The organism is Mitsuaria sp. BK037, assembly GCF_014193045.1.
Classification (GTDB): domain Bacteria; phylum Pseudomonadota; class Gammaproteobacteria; order Burkholderiales; family Burkholderiaceae_C; genus Roseateles.
Window position 1 is genome coordinate 2,267,022 of record NZ_JACHYS010000001.1, and the last position, 16,923, is coordinate 2,283,944.

At 68.6% G+C, this 16,923-nt stretch carries 14 protein-coding genes; 12 read left to right on the forward strand and 2 right to left on the reverse strand.

Annotation, left to right across the window (positions count from 1 at the left end; translation table 11 throughout):
- Window positions 1-37: 37 nt before the first annotated feature.
- On the reverse strand, window positions 38-685 hold the full coding sequence (gene ompA, locus FHT37_RS09365; protein ID WP_091733232.1) for an outer membrane protein OmpA: 648 nt from the start codon (window positions 683-685) through the stop codon (window positions 38-40).
- 259 nt (window positions 686-944) lie between these two features.
- Between ompA and gyrA the strand changes: the two genes are divergently transcribed.
- The 12 genes from gyrA to FHT37_RS09425 all read left to right on the forward strand — a co-directional run bounded on the left by gyrA (window position 945) and on the right by FHT37_RS09425 (window position 15,488).
- Complete coding sequence (gene gyrA, locus FHT37_RS09370) at window positions 945-3,629, forward strand: DNA gyrase subunit A (RefSeq protein WP_091733230.1); 2,685 nt, start codon at window positions 945-947, stop codon at window positions 3,627-3,629.
- 5 nt (window positions 3,630-3,634) lie between these two features.
- Window positions 3,635-4,243 carry a DUF2059 domain-containing protein gene (locus tag FHT37_RS09375; RefSeq protein WP_183492039.1) on the forward strand — a complete coding sequence of 203 codons (609 nt, stop codon included), beginning with the start codon at window positions 3,635-3,637 and terminating at the stop codon, window positions 4,241-4,243.
- A 125-nt stretch (window positions 4,244-4,368) separates the two neighbouring features.
- On the forward strand, window positions 4,369-5,505 hold the full coding sequence (gene serC, locus FHT37_RS09380; protein WP_183480416.1) for a 3-phosphoserine/phosphohydroxythreonine transaminase: 1,137 nt from the start codon (window positions 4,369-4,371) through the stop codon (window positions 5,503-5,505).
- Window positions 5,506-5,548: 43 nt separating this feature from the next.
- A complete protein-coding gene (gene pheA, locus FHT37_RS09385; protein ID WP_147242426.1) occupies window positions 5,549-6,649 on the forward strand; it encodes a prephenate dehydratase in 1,101 nt (366 codons plus the stop codon).
- Between the two features lie 33 nt (window positions 6,650-6,682).
- Entirely contained in the window at window positions 6,683-7,573 is an 891-nt protein-coding gene (locus FHT37_RS09390; RefSeq protein WP_183480418.1) for a prephenate dehydrogenase/arogenate dehydrogenase family protein, read from the forward strand.
- Window positions 7,574-7,616: 43 nt separating this feature from the next.
- Entirely contained in the window at window positions 7,617-9,638 is a 2,022-nt protein-coding gene (locus tag FHT37_RS09395; RefSeq protein WP_183480420.1) for a bifunctional 3-phosphoshikimate 1-carboxyvinyltransferase/cytidylate kinase, read from the forward strand.
- 195 nt (window positions 9,639-9,833) lie between these two features.
- Window positions 9,834-11,519: a 30S ribosomal protein S1 gene (gene rpsA, locus FHT37_RS09400; protein WP_067063579.1), complete on the forward strand. Its 1,686-nt coding sequence runs from the start codon at window positions 9,834-9,836 to the stop codon at window positions 11,517-11,519.
- A gap of 179 nt (window positions 11,520-11,698) precedes the next feature.
- Window positions 11,699-12,013, forward strand: coding sequence for an integration host factor subunit beta (locus tag FHT37_RS09405; protein ID WP_147242418.1), 315 nt, complete (start codon window positions 11,699-11,701; stop codon window positions 12,011-12,013).
- Between the two features lie 147 nt (window positions 12,014-12,160).
- The gene (locus FHT37_RS09410; protein ID WP_183480422.1) at window positions 12,161-12,460 is read left to right on the forward strand and encodes a lipopolysaccharide assembly LapA domain-containing protein; all 300 of its coding nucleotides are present in this window, start codon (window positions 12,161-12,163) and stop codon (window positions 12,458-12,460) included.
- On the forward strand, window positions 12,450-13,607 hold the full coding sequence (lapB, locus tag FHT37_RS09415) for a lipopolysaccharide assembly protein LapB (RefSeq protein WP_091733217.1): 1,158 nt from the start codon (window positions 12,450-12,452) through the stop codon (window positions 13,605-13,607). Before FHT37_RS09410 ends, lapB begins: the two co-directional genes overlap by 11 nt.
- A gap of 17 nt (window positions 13,608-13,624) precedes the next feature.
- Window positions 13,625-14,404 (forward strand): glycosyltransferase, encoded by a 780-nt coding sequence (locus FHT37_RS09420; protein ID WP_183480424.1) that lies wholly within the window; start codon window positions 13,625-13,627, stop codon window positions 14,402-14,404.
- 7 nt (window positions 14,405-14,411) lie between these two features.
- Window positions 14,412-15,488, forward strand: a complete 1,077-nt coding sequence (locus FHT37_RS09425) for a glycosyltransferase family 2 protein (protein WP_183480426.1) — start codon at window positions 14,412-14,414, stop codon at window positions 15,486-15,488.
- Between the two features lie 46 nt (window positions 15,489-15,534).
- Here FHT37_RS09425 and FHT37_RS09430 read toward each other — a convergent pair whose 3' ends face one another.
- The gene (locus FHT37_RS09430) at window positions 15,535-16,668 is read right to left on the reverse strand and encodes a glycosyltransferase (protein ID WP_183480428.1); all 1,134 of its coding nucleotides are present in this window, start codon (window positions 16,666-16,668) and stop codon (window positions 15,535-15,537) included.
- Window positions 16,669-16,923: the final 255 nt, after the last annotated feature.

Genomic DNA, 16,923 nt, shown 5'->3' on the forward strand with positions numbered 1-16,923 from the left:
GTTTGCGGGATGGCGACCGAAGTCGCCACCGTACCGTTTACTTGACGGCGCGGGTACCGACCACTTCGATTTCGACGCGGCGGTTCTTGGCGCGGCCTTCCGCGGTCTTGTTGTCGGCGATGGGCTGCTTCTTGCCCTTGCCTTCGGTGTAGACGCGGTTCTTTTCCAGACCCTTCGACACCAGATAAGCCTTCACGGCTTCAGCGCGGCGAACCGACAGCTTCTGGTTGTAGGCGTCCGTGCCGACGCTGTCGGTATGGCCGACGGCGATGATCACTTCCAGGTTGATGCCGCCGGTCTTCGAGACCAGGTCATCCAGCTTGGCCTTGGCTTCCGGCTTCAGGACCGACTTGTCGAAGTCGAAGAAGGCGTCAGCGGCGTAGGTGACCTTTTCGCTGGTCGGAGCCACCACCGGCTTGGGCGCCGGGGCCGGGGTCACCGCCGGGGCGGGAGCCGGAGCGGCCGGAGCGGCCACAGGAGCAGCCACCGGCTTCAGGGCGCCGTCGCAGTCCTTGGCGGCCGTGGCCGGGGTCCAGAATGCATCGCGCCAGCACAGCTCGTTGGTGCCGTTCTTCCAAACGGTGCCATCCGTTGCGCGCCAGTTGTCCACGGTTTGGGCCATGACGCCCGAGGTGGCCACAGCGGCGACAGCAAAGAGCGCTGCCACGCGGTTCAGTTTCTTCATGATTCTCCTCTCAAGGAAAGCCGCAGTTGCCCTGCGAAACGTCCAATGTCGGAACTAAAACCTCAGGAGTTCCCTGACCAAGGGTTTCTCCTAGGGACGAACCGATTGTGCCATAGGGCAACAGGACGCCTCCATTCTCGCGGCACGCGCTGCAACTGTTCATGAACGTGTTGCGCAAGCACGACAAGCGCGCGCAATTAGAATCACCGACTTCCGATCTCTCCAGAGGCTGCGCACGCGTGCGCGCGGCCCCCAGCGCATGACCCAGTTCGCCAAGGAAACCCTGCCGATCAGCCTCGAAGAGGAGATGCGCCGCTCCTACTTGGATTACGCGATGAGCGTGATCGTCGGCCGTGCGCTGCCCGACGCCCGCGACGGCCTCAAGCCGGTGCATCGGCGCGTGCTCTTCGCGATGCACGAACTGAACAATGACTGGAACCGGCCCTACAAGAAGTCGGCCCGTATCGTCGGCGACGTCATCGGTAAATACCACCCGCACGGCGACAGCGCCGTGTACGACACCATCGTCCGGATGGCGCAGGACTTCTCGCTGCGCCACATGCTGGTGGACGGCCAGGGGAATTTCGGCTCGGTCGACGGCGACAACGCCGCGGCCATGCGATACACCGAAATCCGCTTGTCGAAAATCGCCCACGAAATGCTGGCCGATATCGACAAGGAAACCGTCGACTATGGCCCGAACTACGACGGCAGCGAAAAGGAACCGCTGGTTTTGCCGGCGCGCCTTCCGAATCTGCTGATCAACGGCGCGGCCGGTATCGCGGTCGGCATGGCCACGAATATCCCGCCGCACAACCTCAACGAGGTCGTCGACGCCTGCCTGCACGCGCTGAAGAATCCTGACTGCTCGATCGACGAGCTGATGGAGATCATCCCCGCGCCGGACTTCCCCACCTCCGGGATCATCTACGGCCTGTCGGGCGTGCGCGAGGGCTACCGCACCGGCCGCGGCAAGGTCGTGATGCGCGCCAAGGTCCATTTCGAGGACATCGATCGCGGCCAGCGCCAGGCGATCATCGTCGACGAGATCCCCTATCAGGTGAACAAGAAGACCCTGCTCGAGCGCATCGCCGAGCTGGTCCAGGAAAAGAAGATCGAGGGCATCAGCCACATCCAGGACGAATCCGACAAGTCCGGGATGCGCGTGGTGATCGAGCTCAAGCGCGGCGAGGTCCCGGAAGTCGTCCTGAACAACCTGTACAAGCAGACCCAGCTGCAGGACAGCTTCGGCATGAACATGGTGGCGCTGGTCGACGGCCAGCCCAAGCTGTGCAACCTGAAGGACCTGATCACGGTCTTCCTGGAGCACCGCCGCGAGGTCGTCACCCGCCGCACCGTGTTCGAACTGCGCAAGGCGCGCGAGCGCGGCCATGTGCTGGAAGGCCTGGCGGTGGCGCTGGCCAACATCGACGACTTCATCGAGATCATCAAGCGCAGCCCGACCCCGCCGGTGGCCAAGGCCGAGCTGATGGCGCGCGCCTGGGATTCCTCGCTGGTGCGGGAGATGCTGTCGCGCGCCGAGGGCGAGACCGCCGGCGGCCGCAACGCCTACCGCCCCGAAGGCCTGCCGGCGCAATACGGCATGCAGGAGGACGGGCTCTACAAGCTGTCCGACGACCAGGCCGGCGAGATCCTGCAGATGCGCCTGCAGCGCCTGACCGGACTGGAGCAGGACAAGATCGTCGGCGAATACCGCGACGTGATGGCGCAGATCGCCGACCTGCTGGACATCCTCGCCACGCCCGCGCGCGTGACGACGATCATCGGCGACGAACTGGCGTCGGTGCGCCAGGAGTTCGGCCAGACCAAGCTGGGCGCTCGCCGCAGCGTGATCGAGCACAACGCCCAGGAACTCGGCACCGAGGACCTGATCACGCCGACCGACATGGTCGTGACGCTGTCCCACACCGGCTACATCAAGAGCCAGGCGCTGAGCGAGTACCGCGCCCAGCGCCGCGGCGGCCGCGGCAAGCAGGCCACGGCCACCAAGGACGACGACTGGATCGACCAGCTTTTCATCGCCAATACGCATGACTGGATGCTGTGCTTCAGCAACCGCGGTCGCGTGTACTGGCTGAAGGTCTGGGAAGTGCCGCAGGGCTCGCGCAACGCGCGCGGCAAGCCGATCGTCAACATGTTCCCGCTGCAGCCCGAAGAGAAGATCAACGTCGTGCTGCCGCTGACAGGCGAATTCCGCTCGTTCCCGGAAGACCACTTCATCTTCTTCGCCACCGCGCTGGGCACCGTCAAGAAGACCTCGCTGAAGGACTTCAGCAACCCGCGCAAGGCCGGCATCATCGCCGTCGACCTGGACGAGGGCGACTACCTGATCGGCGCCGCGCTGACCGACGGCCAGCATGACGTCATGCTGTTCTCCGACGGCGGCAAGGCGGTGCGCTTCGACGAGGACGACGTCCGCCCGATGGGCCGCCAGGCCCGCGGCGTGCGCGGCATGATGCTCGAACCCGACCAGCGCCTGATCGCGATGCTGGTGGCCGAGGACGAGACGCAGAGCGTGCTGACCGCCACCGAGAACGGCTACGGCAAGCGCACCAGCATCGTGGAATACACGCGCCACGGCCGCGGCACGAAGGGCATGATCGCGATCCAGCAGAGCGAGCGCAACGGCAAGGTCGTCGCGGCGACGCTGGTCCGCCCCGAGGATGAGATCATGCTGATCACCGACACCGGCGTGCTGGTACGCACGCGGGTGGCCGAGATCCGCGAACTGGGTCGCGCCACGCAGGGCGTGACGCTGATTTCGCTGGACGAGGGCGCCAAGCTCTCGGGCCTGCAGCGCATCGTCGAGAACGATGCGAACGAGACGACAGAATCGACCGACGACGCCGCGGGCGGCGCCGGTTCCGATGCCGGCGACGCCACGAGCGCCGCGGGCGACTCCACCCCCGACGTGAAGGAATGACCTTGTTGCTGAAGTCCATCCAAGCCGGCGCCATCGCCGCCTCGCTGCTGGCGAGCCCCGTCGTCTTCGCGCAGAAGGCTGACAGCCCGCAGTCCAAGAAGGACGTCATCGCGAAGATCCTGAAGATCCAGCAGCCCGCGATCGAGGCCCTGACCATGGGCGTGCTGAGCCGTCCGGTCAATGAACTGGCCGCCAAGGCCGCGCCGGCCCTGCGCAACGTGCCCGAAGCCAAGCGCGAAGCCACCGCCAAGCAGATCGATGCCGACCTGCGCAAGTTCCTGGAAGACAACGCCAAGCCGCTGGTCGACAAGGGCATGAAGCTGGCCCCGTCGACCATGGGCGTGGCGCTGGACGAGAAGTTCACCGAGGACGAGCTCAAGCAGCTGCTGGCCTGGCTGGAATCGCCGGTGAGCAAGAAGTTCGCCGAGTCCTCGCAGGAGCTGCAGAGCCTCTACACGAAGAAGCTGATCGACGACAACGGCAAGCAGTTGGACGAGAAGTTCACCGCGCTGCAGCAGAACGTCGCCAAGCAGCTCGGCCTGGAAGCGGGTCCGGCGCCGGCCGCCTCGGCCCCGAAGCCGGCCGCCAAGCCCGCGCCGACGCCGAAGAAGTAAGTCCGCCACCGCGGCCCGGTGCCGGCCCAGGCCGGCATCGCTCCGCCCGGGGCGCCCCGCCGCATCGATCCGGTCGACCGGCGTCGGCGCCCCGGCTGTCGTCCCGTTCTCACCGCGCCCTCCCCATGCCAGCCGTCCGCCCCTTCAACTTCTCCGCCGGTCCCGCCGCCCTCCCCCCCGAGGTCCTGAGCCAGGTGGCCGAGGAGATGCTGGACTGGCACAGCTCCGGCATGAGCGTGATGGAGATGAGCCATCGCGGCCGCGAGTTCATCTCGATCTACGAAGCCGCCGAGGCCGACCTGCGCGAGCTGCTGCAGGTGCCCGAGCATTTCCGCATCCTGTTCATGCAGGGGGGCGGGCTCGGCGAGAACGCGATCCTGCCGCTGAACCTGTCGCGCGGCGGCGCGGTCGACGTCGTCGTCACCGGCTCCTGGTCGAAGAAGAGCGCCGCCGAAGCCAGGCGCTATGCCGACGTCCGCATCGCCGCCAATGCCGCCAATGCCGCCGAGCTTCCCGGCGCCGACGGCCGCTACCTCGACATTCCCGCGCCCTCGACCTGGCAGCTGCGCCGGGACGCCTCGTACGTGCACGTCTGCACCAACGAGACCATCGACGGCATCGAATTCCAGGCCCTGCCCGACCTCCAGGCACTGGGCCATGACGCGCCGCTGGCGATCGACTTCTCCTCCCATGTGGCGTCGCGCCCGGTGGACTGGTCCAAGGTCGGCCTCGCCTTCGCCGGCGCGCAGAAGAACATCGGTCCGGCCGGCCTGACGCTGGTGATCGTCCGCGACGACCTGCTGGGCCACGCGCTGCCGATCTGCCCCTCCGCCTTCGACTACAAGATCGTGGCCGAGGCGCAGTCGATGTACAACACGCCGCCGACCTTCGGCATCTACGTCGCCGGCCTGGTGTTCCAGTGGCTCAAGCGCTTCGCGTACGGCGGCAAGACCGGCCTGGCCGCGATCGAGCAGCGCAACATCGACAAGGCCGCCCTGCTCTACGCGGCGCTGGACGGCTCCTCCCTGTATGAAAACCGCGTGGCGGCGTCGTGCCGCTCGCGGATGAACGTCCCGTTCTTCCTCCGCGACGAGCGTCTGAACGACGCCTTCCTGGCTGGCGCCAAGGAGCGGGGGCTGCTGCAACTCAAAGGCCACAAGTCGGTGGGCGGCATGCGGGCATCGATCTACAACGCGATGCCGCTGGAGGGCGTCCAGGCCCTGGTGAGCTACCTGAAAGACTTCGAAACCCGACATGGCTGACACGCCGAACACCCCCCTGCCCGAGGCGCCCGGCGACGCCCCGATGCCGCCGGCCCCGGTGGCCGACCCCGAGCTGCTCGCGCTGCGCGACCAGATCGACGCGCTCGACTCGCAACTGCTGACGCTGCTGAACCAGCGCGCCCATGTCGCCGAGCAGGTCGGCGAGATCAAGCGGCGCGACGGCACGCCCTTCTTCCGCCCCGACCGCGTCGCCCAGGTCATCGCCAAGATCAAGGCGGCCAACCAGGGCCCGCTCAAGGGCGAACACGTCGCCGCCATCTGGCGCGAGATCATGTCCGCCTGCCTCGCGCTCGAGTCGCCGCAGCGGGTGGCCGTGCTGGGCCCCTTCGGCACCTTCTGCGAGCAGGCCGCGATCGAATACTTCGGTGGCGCCGCCGACCTGATCTACTGCAACAGCTTCGACGAGGTCTTCCACGCGACCGCCTCCGGCAGCGCGCAGTACGGCGTGGTCGGCGTCGAAAACATGACCGAGGGCGTGGTGACGCGCTCGCTCGACCTGTTCCTGCACACGCCCACGCATGTGGTCGGCGAGGTCAGCCTGCTGATCCGCCACAACCTGCTGCGCAAGGAGAACTCGCTGGAAGGCGTCGAGGCGGTGCTGGCGCACCCCCAGGCGCTCGCGCAGTGCCAGAACTGGCTGTCCAAGCACCTGCCGAACGCCGAGCGCCGCGCCGTGTCCAGCAACGCCGAAGGCGCGCGGCTGGCGGCCGAGAACCCGGCCTACGCCGCGATCGCCAGCGAGCGCGCGGCGACGCTGTTCGGCCTGCACATCACCGCGCACGCGGTGCAGGACGAGGCCTACAACCGCACCCGTTTCGCCGTGATCTGCCTGCCGCAGACCATGGCCACCCCCCCGGCCACGGGGCGCGACTGCACCAGCCTCATCGTCTCCGTGGCGAACCGCCCGGGCGCGATGCATGATCTGCTGGTGCCGTTGAAGAAGCACGGCGTGTCCATGACCCGCCTGGAGTCGCGCCCGGCCCGCACCGGTCAGTGGGAGTACTACTTCTACATCGACCTGGATGGCCACCCGTCGCAGCCGCACGTCGCCTCGGCGCTGGCGGAGCTGCGGGAGCTGTGCGCGTTCTACAAGGTCATCGGCGCCTACCCGCTGAAGTCCTGACGCTGAAGTCTTGAGCGAAAGAGGTTCCTTGCGATGTACAACCAACTCGGCGTGATCGGTTGCGGCCTGATGGGCGGCTCGTTCGCGCTGGCCATGAAGAAAGCCGGCCTGGTGCGCCGGGTGGTGGGCTACAGCAAGAGCCCGTCGACGACCGACACCGCCCGTCGCATGGGCGTGATCGACATCGCCGCCGAATCGGCGCTGCTGGCCGTGTCCGGTTCGGACATCGTGCTGGTGGCGGTGCCGGTCGCCGCGACCGAATCCACGCTCAAGGCCATCCGCCACCTGGTGCGGGCCGACGTGCTGCTGATGGACGTGGGCTCGACCAAGAGCGATGTCGTCGACGCGGCCAAGCGCGCGCTCGGCAAGCAGTTCCCGAGCTTCGTGCCCGCGCATCCGATCGCCGGCAAGGAAACCGCCGGCGTGCAGCATGCCGATGCCGCGCTCTACCAGGGCCGCCAGGTCATCCTGACGCCGCTGGAGCAGACCCGGCCGGAGATGGTGCAGAAGGCGACCGACGTCTGGTCGGCGCTGGGGTCGCAGGTGCTCAAGATGGCGCCGCACCACCATGACGAAGCCTTCGCCGCGGTCAGTCACCTGCCGCACCTGCTGGCCTACGCCTACTTCAGCTCGGTCGCCAGACAGCCCTCGGGCCGCGACTTCCTGAGCTTGGCCGGTTCCGGCTTCCGCGACTTCACCCGGATCGCCGCCAGCGATCCGACGGTCTGGCGCGACATCCTGATGGCCAACCGGCAGGACCTGCTGACGCAGTCGCAGCGCTTCCGCGAGGTGCTGGACCAGATGGAGCAGGCGATCCGCCAGGGTGACGCGCACGCGCTCGAGACGATGATCCGGCAGGCCTCCGAAGGCCGCGCGCAATGGCAGCTCGGTGCCCCGGCCGCGCCGCCGTCGAAGTCCAAGTAACCCTCCCTTCCGTGTGCGCGGCGCGCCGCGCGCCCACCGCGCCATGTACAAGATTCCCTTCCTGGACCTGCCCCCGCTGCGCGGCGCCGCGGGCACCGTGTCCCTGCCCGGCTCCAAGAGCATCTCCAACCGGGTGCTGCTGCTGGCCGGCCTGTCCGAGGGCGTGACCCGGGTGCACGACCTGCTGGCCTCGGACGACACCAAGGTCATGCTGGCCGCGCTGCGCGAGTTGGGCTGCCAGCTCGAGACCGGCGCGGACGGCGTGCTGTCGGTGACCGGCATCGGCGGCCGGTTGACTACCCGGCAGGCCAAGCTCTTCCTGGGCAACGCCGGCACGGCGATGCGCCCCCTGACCGCCGCGCTCGCGCTGCTGGCGGCCACGCAGGGCGGCCAGTTCGAACTCTCCGGCGTGCCCCGCATGCATGAGCGCCCGATCGGCGACCTGGTCGACGCGCTGCGCGCGCTGGGCTGCCCGATTGACTGCCTCGGCCAGGAGGGTTATCCGCCGCTGCGGCTCAACGGGCCGGCGGCGCTGACGCTGGACGCGCCGGTGCGCGTGCGCGGCGACGTCTCCAGCCAGTTCCTCACCGCCCTGCTGCTCGCCCTGCCCCTGGTCGCGCAGCGGGACCTCGTCATCGAGGTCACCGGCGAGCTGATCTCCAAGCCCTACGTCCACATCACGCTGGAGTTGCTGGCGCGCTTCGGCGTCCAGGTCCAGCGCGACGACGACTGGCAGCGTTTCGTGATTCCCGCCGGCAGCCGCTACCGCTCGCCCGGCGAGGTGCACGTCGAGGGCGATGCGTCGTCGGCGTCCTACTTCGTCGCGCTCGGCGCGATCGCCGCCACCGACGCGCCGGTGCGCATCGAGGGCGTGGGCTCGAGCTCGGTGCAGGGCGACGTCCGTTTCGTCGAGGCCGCGCAGGCGATGGGCGCCCAGGTCGACATCGGCCCCAACTGGCTGGAGGTGCGCCGCGGCGCCTGGCCGCTCAAGGCGCTGGACCTGGACTGCAACCACATCCCGGACGCCGCGATGACGCTGGCCGTGATGGCGCTGTACGCCGACGGCCCGACGACGCTGCGCAACATCGCCTCCTGGCGCGTGAAGGAGACCGACCGCATCGCCGCGATGGCGACCGAGCTGCGCAAGCTCGGCGCGCGGGTCGAAGAAGGCCCGGACTGGCTGCGCGTGCATCCGCTCAAGGCCTGGAAGCCGGCGGCCATCCACACCTACGACGACCATCGAGTCGCGATGTGCTTCTCGCTGGCGGCCTTCAACGGCCTGCAGGACGACCGCCAGGGGCCCGCCGTGCCGGTGCGCATCCTGGATCCGCAATGCGTCGCCAAGACCTTCCCCGACTACTTCGAGACGCTGTTCGGCGTCGTCCGCGCCAACGTGGAGGACATTCCCGTCATCACGATCGACGGCCCCACCGCCTCGGGCAAGGGCACCTTGACCGACGAGGTCGCGCAGGCGCTGGGCTACGACGTGCTGGATTCCGGCGCGCTGTACCGGGTGACCGGGCTGGCCGCCTCGCGCCACCATGTCGACCTGGCCGATGGCGAGGCGGTCGCGGCGCTGGTGCCGACGCTGGACTTGAAGTTCGAATCGGGCCGGGTGCTGCTGGACGAAGAAGACGTCTCGGCCGAGCTGCGCCAGGAAGCGACCGGGCTGATGGCCTCGCAGGTCGGCGCCCATCCGGCGGTGCGTCGCGCGCTGCATCAGCTGCAGCTGAATTTCCGCCGCCTGCCCGGTCTGGTGGCCGACGGGCGCGACATGGGCACGGCGATCTTCCCCGATGCGGCGCTCAAGGTCTTCCTGACCGCCAGTGCCGCGACGCGAGCCGAGCGGCGTCACAAGCAATTGATTTCCAAGGGAATTCCGGCTAATATCGACAGCTTGCGCGCTGATCTGGAAGCGCGGGACGCTCGCGACAAGGGTCGCAGCGCGTCTCCGCTGCAGGCCGCCGCGGACGCGATCGAGCTGGACAACTCGCAGCAGACCATCGGGGAATCCCGTGATCTGGTGTTGAGCTGGTGGCAGGAACGCGGTCCGTTCAAGGCCTGAGGCGTTTTCAGGTCGACACGCAAACAGGAGCGTCACCCCTCCCTCCGGACGCCAGTCCACTGGGGGTGACGTATTCGACAACCTAACCCGCAAGTCCGCTTGCAACACAAGCCTTCGCACCTCTCGGATCAGGCCGCTTGACGCATCAAGCCGCCGGACGCTCTGTGCCTGGCAAGGAAATCTCACATGTCCCAAATGGAATCTTTCGCCGCCCTCTTCGAGGAATCGCTGCAGAAGTCGAACATGCGCGCCGGCGAGGTCATCTCGGCTGAAGTCGTCCGCATCGAGCACAACTTCGTGGTCGTCAACGCCGGCCTGAAGTCCGAAGCCTACGTGCCCGTCGACGAATTCAAGAACGACCAGGGCGAAGTCGAAGTCCAAGTCGGTGATTTCATCTCGGTCGCCATCGACGCGATCGAAAACGGCTACGGCGACACCATCCTGTCGCGCGACAAGGCCAAGCGCCTGGCCTCGTGGCTGTCGCTGGAAACCGCCCTGGAATCGGGCGATTTCGTGACCGGCACCGTCTCCGGCAAGGTCAAGGGCGGCCTGACCGTCCTGGTCAACGGCATCCGCGCCTTCCTGCCCGGTTCGCTGCTGGACACCCGCCCGGTGAAGGACATGAGCCCGTTCGAGGGCAAGACCATGGAATTCAAGGTCATCAAGCTGGACCGCAAGCGCAACAACGTTGTGCTGTCGCGTCGCGCGGTGGTCGAGGCTTCGATGGGTGAAGAGCGCGCCAAGCTGCTGGAGACGCTGACCGAAGGCGCCATCGTCAACGGCGTGGTCAAGAACATCACCGAATACGGTGCGTTCGTCGACCTGGGCGGCATCGACGGCCTGCTGCACATCACCGACATGGCCTGGCGCCGTGTCCGTCACCCGAGCGAAGTGGTGACGGTCGGCCAGGAACTGACGGCCAAGGTCCTGAAGTTCGACGCCGAGAAGAACCGCGTCTCGCTGGGCCTGAAGCAGCTGGGCGACGACCCGTGGTTCGGCGTGTCGCGCCGCTACCCGGCCAACACCCGCCTGTTCGGCAAGGTCACCAACATCGCCGACTACGGCGCGTTCGTCGAGATCGAGCCGGGCATCGAAGGCTTGGTGCACGTCTCCGAAATGGACTGGACCAACAAGAACGTGGCTCCTTCCAAGGTCGTCTCGCTGGGCGACGAAGTGGAAGTCATGGTCCTGGAGATCGACGAAGACAAGCGTCGCATCTCGCTGGGCATGAAGCAGTGCCGCGCCAACCCGTGGGAAGAGTTCGCCGAGAACGTCAAGCGTGGCGACCGCGTCAAGGGCCCGATCAAGTCGATCACCGACTTCGGCGTGTTCGTGGGCCTGGCCCAGGGCATCGACGGCCTGGTGCACCTGTCCGACCTGTCGTGGAACGAGCCGGGTGAAACCGCCGTCCGCAACTACAAGAAGGGCCAGGAAGTCGAAGCCATCGTGCTGGCCGTGGACGTCGAGCGCGAGCGCATCTCGCTGGGCATCAAGCAGCTGGACGGCGACCCGTTCTCGACCTTCGTGTCGGTGAACGACCGCGGCATGACCGTGACCGGCAAGGTCAAGACCGTCGACGCGCGTGGCGCCGAGATCGATCTGGGCGAGGACGTCACCGGCTACCTGCGCGCTTCGGAAATCGCCCGCGACCGCGTGGAAGATGCCCGCAACGTGCTGAAGGAAGGCGACGAAGTCTCGGCCGTGATCATCAACGTCGACCGCAAGTCGCGCAGCATCCAGCTGTCGATCAAGGCCAAGGACAACGCCGACGAACAGCAAGCCATGCAGCGCCTGTCGCAGTCGAACGAGCGTGAGAACGCCGGCACGACGAGCCTGGGCGCCCTGCTGCGCGCCAAGCTGGACAACCAGAACAACGGCTGATCCCTCGCGGGACCTGGGCGCCACGCGCAGCGTGGTGTCCGGGGCTCAAGAGAATCCCTTGTTCTGGTCGGCGGCGGGCTGAGTTAGCCTGACCGCCGCAGACACGCCCAACCGACGCTCAAGCGCTTCGACAGGCTCGCTCCGCAGCGAGCCTGTTTTTTCTTCAGATGCTGACGACCATGACCCGATCCGACCTGGTGGCCCACTTGTCCGAGCGCTTCGGCCAGCTCACGCAGCGAGACACCGAGTTCGCGGTCAAGACCATCCTGGACGCGATGTCCGACGCGCTGGCCCGCGGCCACCGCATTGAGATCCGCGGTTTCGGCAGCTTCTCGATCAACCGCCGCCCGCCGCGCATGGGCCGCAACCCGCGCAGCGGCGAGCAGGTGCTGATCCCCGAGAAGCTGGTGCCGCACTTCAAGCCGGGCAAGGCCCTGCGCGAAGCCGTCGACGCGCAGCTGCCCGTCGCCGACGAGGACCAGCAGGCCGCCTGAGCCCCTCGCCCCAAGGCAGGAGCGCCGCGCATCGCGGCGCTTTTTTTTCGCCCGTTGGAGGGTGTCCCGCCCCTGACGGGGGACTCGCCCTGCCGAACGTCATGCACTGGGCTTGGCGGTGCTCGCACGCGCCTAGAATCGCCCCCCATGCGAATCCTGGTCTGGCTCTTCCGCGCCTTCCTGTTCTTCTGCCTGTTCGCCTTCGCGCTGAACAACAGCCAGGAGATCGTCGTGCACTGGTTCTTCGGCCAGGCATGGCGTGCTCCGCTGGTGATCGTGGTGCTGCTGACCTTCGGGCTGGGCTGCACCTTCGGTGTGCTGGCGATGATCCCGGCCTGGTGGCGCCACAAGCGCGCCGCCGCGCGCTCGCTCCCTCCGGCGGACGACCTGCCGCCTTCGGCGGCGACCGCCTCCGCCAACGACCCCAAGATCCCCGATGGAATTTGATCTGAGCTGGCTGCTGATCGGCGTCCCCCTGGTCTTCGGCCTGGGCTGGCTCGCCTCCAAGCTGGACTCGCGCCAGTGGAAGCGTGAACAGCGCGACGCCCCGCGCGCCTACTTCAAGGGACTGAACCTCCTGCTCAACGAGCAGCAGGACAAGGCCATCGACGCCTTCATCGAGGCGGTGCAGGCCGATCCCGACACCTCCGAGCTGCACTTCGCGCTGGGCAACCTGTTCCGGCGCCGCGGCGAATACGAACGCGCCGTGCGGGTGCACCAGCACCTGCTCTCGCGCGGCGACCTGCCCAAGTCCGAACGTGACCGCGCGCAGTACGCGCTGGCCCAGGACTTCTTCAAGGCCGGCCTGTTCGACCGCGCCGAGACCGCCTACGAGGCGCTCAAGGGCACCGCCTTCGACCACGAGGCGGCGCTGGCGCTGCTGTCGCTGTACGAGCGCTCGCGCGAATGGGCCAAGGCGGCGGAGGTCTCCGAGCAGCTCGAGGCCGCGGGCACCGGCAGCTTCGCCAGCCGCATCGCCAACTACTGGTGCGAGCTGGCCCTGGAGGCGCAGGCCCGCCAGGACGTGACGGAGGCCCGCCGCTGGCTGGACCAGGCCCGCGCCCGCGCGCCGCAGTCGGCCCGCGCCTACGTGCTGCTGGGCCAGATGCTCGCGCGCCAGGGCGACCAGACCGGCGCGATGGCCCTGTACGCCGAGCTGCTGAGAGCCAATCCCGACGCCTTCAACCTGGTCGCGCGCGACTACGCCCAGGCGGCGCAATCCACCGGCACCGCCGCGCAGGCGCTGGCGCTGATCGAGGCCCAGTACCGCCGCCATCCGAGCATGGCGCTGCTGCAGGCGATCGCGCTGCTCGAACCGGCGCCCGAGGCGCAGCGCCGTCGCCTGGCCGAGCACCTGCGGGTTGAGCCGGCGCTGTCCGCCGCGACGCAATTGCTGCAGCAGAGCCAAGCGCGCCAGCAGCCGCTGGACGACGACGAGGCCCAGCTCGTCGGCACCGCGCTGCAGCGCGCGGTGCGGCCGCTGCAGCGCTACCGCTGCGCCGCGTGCGGCTTCGAGTCGCAGCACTATTTCTGGCAATGCCCCGGCTGCCTCAGCTGGGACAGCTACCCGCCCCGTCACGTCGAAGAGCTCTGAGCCCGATGACCACACCGATGAGCTCCCCCGCGACCACCCCGCCGCCTGCCGCGGCCCCGGGCGGCGACCGCGTCATCCTCTGCATGAAGTGGGGCACCAAGTACGGTCCCGAGTACGTCAACCGCCTGTACGCGATGGTGCGCCGGCACCTGCGCGGCGACTTCCGCTTCGTCTGCCTGACCGATCGCACCGACGGCATCCGGCCGGAGGTCGAGTGCCGGCCCATCCCGCCGCTGGACCTGCCGCCCGGCAGTCCGGAACGCGGGTGGACCAAGCTGACCACCTTCAGCGACGACCTGGTCGCCCAGTACGGCCTGAGCGGCACCGCCCTCTTCCTCGACCTGGACGTGGTGATCGTCGACGACATCACGCCCTTCTTCGAGGTGCCCGGCGAGTTCCTGATCATTCACGACTGGAAGCGCCCCTGGCGCATCACCGGCAACTCGTCGGTCTACCGCTTCACCCTGGGCGCCCATCCGGATGTGCTGGCGACCTTCCGTCGCGACTTCGAAGCGATCCGCGCGAAGTTCCGCAACGAACAGGCCTACCTCTCGGACGAGATGCACAAGAAGGGCCTGCTGAGCTACTGGGACGCGCGATGGTGCGCGAGCTTCAAGTACCACAGCATCCCGCGCTGGCCGATGAACTACTTCCGGGCGCCGTTCATCCCGGACGGCGCGCGGATCCTGATCTTCCACGGCGTCATGAATCCGCCCGACGCGCTGGCCGGCCGCAGCAACGGCAACTGGCGTCGCCCGAAACCCGCGGCGTGGATCGCCGATCACTGGCATGAGTGAGGCGCCGATGAGCAGCCCATCGGACCTGTCGTCCCCGGGTGTCAACGAGGACGCCGGCACCAACGCGCCGTGGCTGTCGGTGCTGATTCCCGTCCACAACGTCAAGGACTACCTGCGCGAGTGCCTGGACTCGGTGCTGGCCCAGGCCGACGACGGCGTCGAGGTGCTGATGGTGGACGACTGCTCCACCGACGGCTCTGACGCCCTGGTGCGCGAACTGGTGGCGACGCACGCGTCCGGACCGGTGCGCGTGCGGGGGCTGTTCCACGCGCAGAACCAGGGGCTCTCCGGCGCGCGCAACACGACGCTGCAGGCGGCGCGCGGGGACTACGTCTGGTTCCTGGACTCCGACGACTACCTGATGCCCGGCGCCATCCCGCGCCTGCGCGCGGTGGTCCGGGAGCACGCGCCGGCGCTGGTGCTGTGCGACTTCTTCATGCTGCGCGAGCGCGTCAAGCTCAAGCACAAGCTGCGGGGCGAGATGCACCGGCGCACCTTCTTCGGCCCGGAGCGCCAGCTGCTGCGCGACCCGTCGCGGCTGCTGCGGGGGCTCTTCGAGGCCGGCCAGATGCACAGCTGGTCCAAGATCGCGCGGCGCAGCCTCTGGGGCGAGCAGCTGCGATTCCCGGTCGGCCGCTACTTCGAGGACATGGCCACCACGCCCTTCCTGGCGCTGCTGGCCGACACCGCGTGGTACGAGCCCGCGGTCTGGGTGGCCTACCGCCAGCGCCAGGGCTCGATCCTGGCCACCCCCAACCTCACCAAGGCCGAGCACCTGGCCCACGCGCTCGCCAACCTGCGCGACGCGGCGGTCGGCAAGGGGCTCGACGACGACGCCCTGTTCGCGTGGGCCCACTTTGCCGCGCGCAACTTCATTGGCGCCTCGCGCATGGCGGACAAGGCGCTGCCCGAGGGCTGCACCAGCGCGGTCGCCATGTTCCGGCAGGCCTTCGAGGAAGCGTCGCCGATCGCGCTGCGCGAACTCGACCGGGCCTACAAGCGGCGCGGCTGGTTCGTCCGCGCGCTGCGCCTGCGCTACTGGCTGCGCCGCGCCGAAGGCCCGCGCACCGCTGCGGCGACCTGAACCGCCGCACCGGGCGCCGCGTCGCCGGCAGGCCTCGCGGCACGCCTCACAGCGACAGCAGCAGCGCCTCGTAGCGACGCATCATCAGGTCGACCCCGTGCTCCTCGATGGCGCGCGCCCGCACGGCAGCGCCCAGGCGGCCGGCCAGTTCCGGGTCCCGCAGCAGGCGTTCCAGCGCGTCGGCAAGCGCGACCGGGTCCGCCTCGGGCACCAGCAGCCCGGTGCGTCCGTCCTCCAGCACGCCTTCCACGCCGGGCACCAGGGAGGCCACGCAGGCGCACCCCGCCGCCATCGCTTCCAGCAGCGCCAGCGGCATGCCCTCCCAGTGGGTCGACAGCACGAAGATCCGCTGGCTCATCAGCAGGCCCGGGACATCGCCGTGATGGCCAAGGAAGCGCACCTGTCCGTCCAGGCCCAGTCGGCGGGTCAGCCGCTCGGTGGCGCGTCGATAGGAGGCCTTGCCGCCGCCGGCGAGCTGCAGCACCGGCTGCAGGCCGCGCTCGCGCAGCACGGCGAGCGCGCGGATCAGCGTCTGCGGATCCTTCTGACGGGCGAAGCGGGCCGACATCACGATGCCGGGTTCGCGACCGCTGGCCGGATGGGCGTCCGCGGCGGCGAAGCGCTCGAGGCGGATGCCGTTCGGGATGGCGACGGTCTTCTCTTCCGGCATGCCCAGTTCAACCAGGCGTCGACGCACGCCTTCCGACACCCCGACCAGGCGCGCGCTCACGGCGCTGAGACGGCGCGCCTGCGCGCGTCGGCAGGGGGTGTAGCGCTCGCGCGAGTTGTGCTCGACCTGCACCAGGGCTGGCACGCCGGCCAGACGCCCGGCACGGCGGCCGAGCAGGTGTTCGGGGAAACCGTGCGCCACCACGACGTCGGGCCGCAGGCGTTCGCACAGGCGACGCAGGGCCCAGACGGTGACCAGATGGGCCCAGCCCGGCACGAGGTAGACGGGCAGCCCCTGGTCGCGCAGGGCCTGGATGCGGTCGAGCTTGGTGGGGTTCTCGGTGCGCTGCTTGCGACGCAGCACGAGGATGGGTTCGATGCGCTCGCTGTGCAGCTGCGCCAGGCACAGGTCGACGGCCACCTGCGTGGCGCCCGAGAAGCCGCCGGTGACGAAGTGCAGCACGCGGCGGCGTGAGGGCGTTGCCGTCGTGCTCGGGGAGGAAGGGAGCATCGCGGCAGTGTATCGGCGCACGTTCGGTTACCGACCCGCCGATCCCGCCCACGCTCCAAGGCGGCGATGTGAAGAGGCCGTGGCAGACGGCTGCATGGCGGGAACGGCTTGTGCTGTAGCCCGGCGGCGGAGCCGGTGCCCCTTGGAGCGAATTCCGAGCGTGCGGAGGAGATTGAGCGGAAAGGGGCACCGGCTCCGCCGCCGGGCGGGGCAGTCCTCGGTCCAGCGTTGCCCCGCCACGCCGCCGGGCGGGGC

Bases quoted from the DNA above. Each gene is read 5' to 3' on its own strand.
- ompA (WP_091733232.1), bottom strand. From the start codon at position 685: ATGAAGAAACTGAACCGCGTGGCAGCGCTCTTTGCTGTCGCCGCTGTG.
- gyrA (WP_091733230.1), top strand. From the start codon at position 945: ATGACCCAGTTCGCCAAGGAAACCCTGCCGATCAGCCTCGAAGAGGAG.
- serC (WP_183480416.1), top strand. From the start codon at position 4,369: ATGCCAGCCGTCCGCCCCTTCAACTTCTCCGCCGGTCCCGCCGCCCTC.
- pheA (WP_147242426.1), top strand. From the start codon at position 5,549: ATGCCGCCGGCCCCGGTGGCCGACCCCGAGCTGCTCGCGCTGCGCGAC.
- FHT37_RS09390 (WP_183480418.1), top strand. From the start codon at position 6,683: ATGTACAACCAACTCGGCGTGATCGGTTGCGGCCTGATGGGCGGCTCG.
- FHT37_RS09395 (WP_183480420.1), top strand. From the start codon at position 7,617: ATGTACAAGATTCCCTTCCTGGACCTGCCCCCGCTGCGCGGCGCCGCG.
- rpsA (WP_067063579.1), top strand. From the start codon at position 9,834: ATGGAATCTTTCGCCGCCCTCTTCGAGGAATCGCTGCAGAAGTCGAAC.
- FHT37_RS09405 (WP_147242418.1), top strand. From the start codon at position 11,699: ATGACCCGATCCGACCTGGTGGCCCACTTGTCCGAGCGCTTCGGCCAG.
- FHT37_RS09410 (WP_183480422.1), top strand. From the start codon at position 12,161: ATGCGAATCCTGGTCTGGCTCTTCCGCGCCTTCCTGTTCTTCTGCCTG.
- lapB (WP_091733217.1), top strand. From the start codon at position 12,450: ATGGAATTTGATCTGAGCTGGCTGCTGATCGGCGTCCCCCTGGTCTTC.
- FHT37_RS09420 (WP_183480424.1), top strand. From the start codon at position 13,625: ATGAGCTCCCCCGCGACCACCCCGCCGCCTGCCGCGGCCCCGGGCGGC.
- FHT37_RS09425 (WP_183480426.1), top strand. From the start codon at position 14,412: ATGAGCAGCCCATCGGACCTGTCGTCCCCGGGTGTCAACGAGGACGCC.
- FHT37_RS09430 (WP_183480428.1), bottom strand. From the start codon at position 16,668: ATGCTCCCTTCCTCCCCGAGCACGACGGCAACGCCCTCACGCCGCCGC.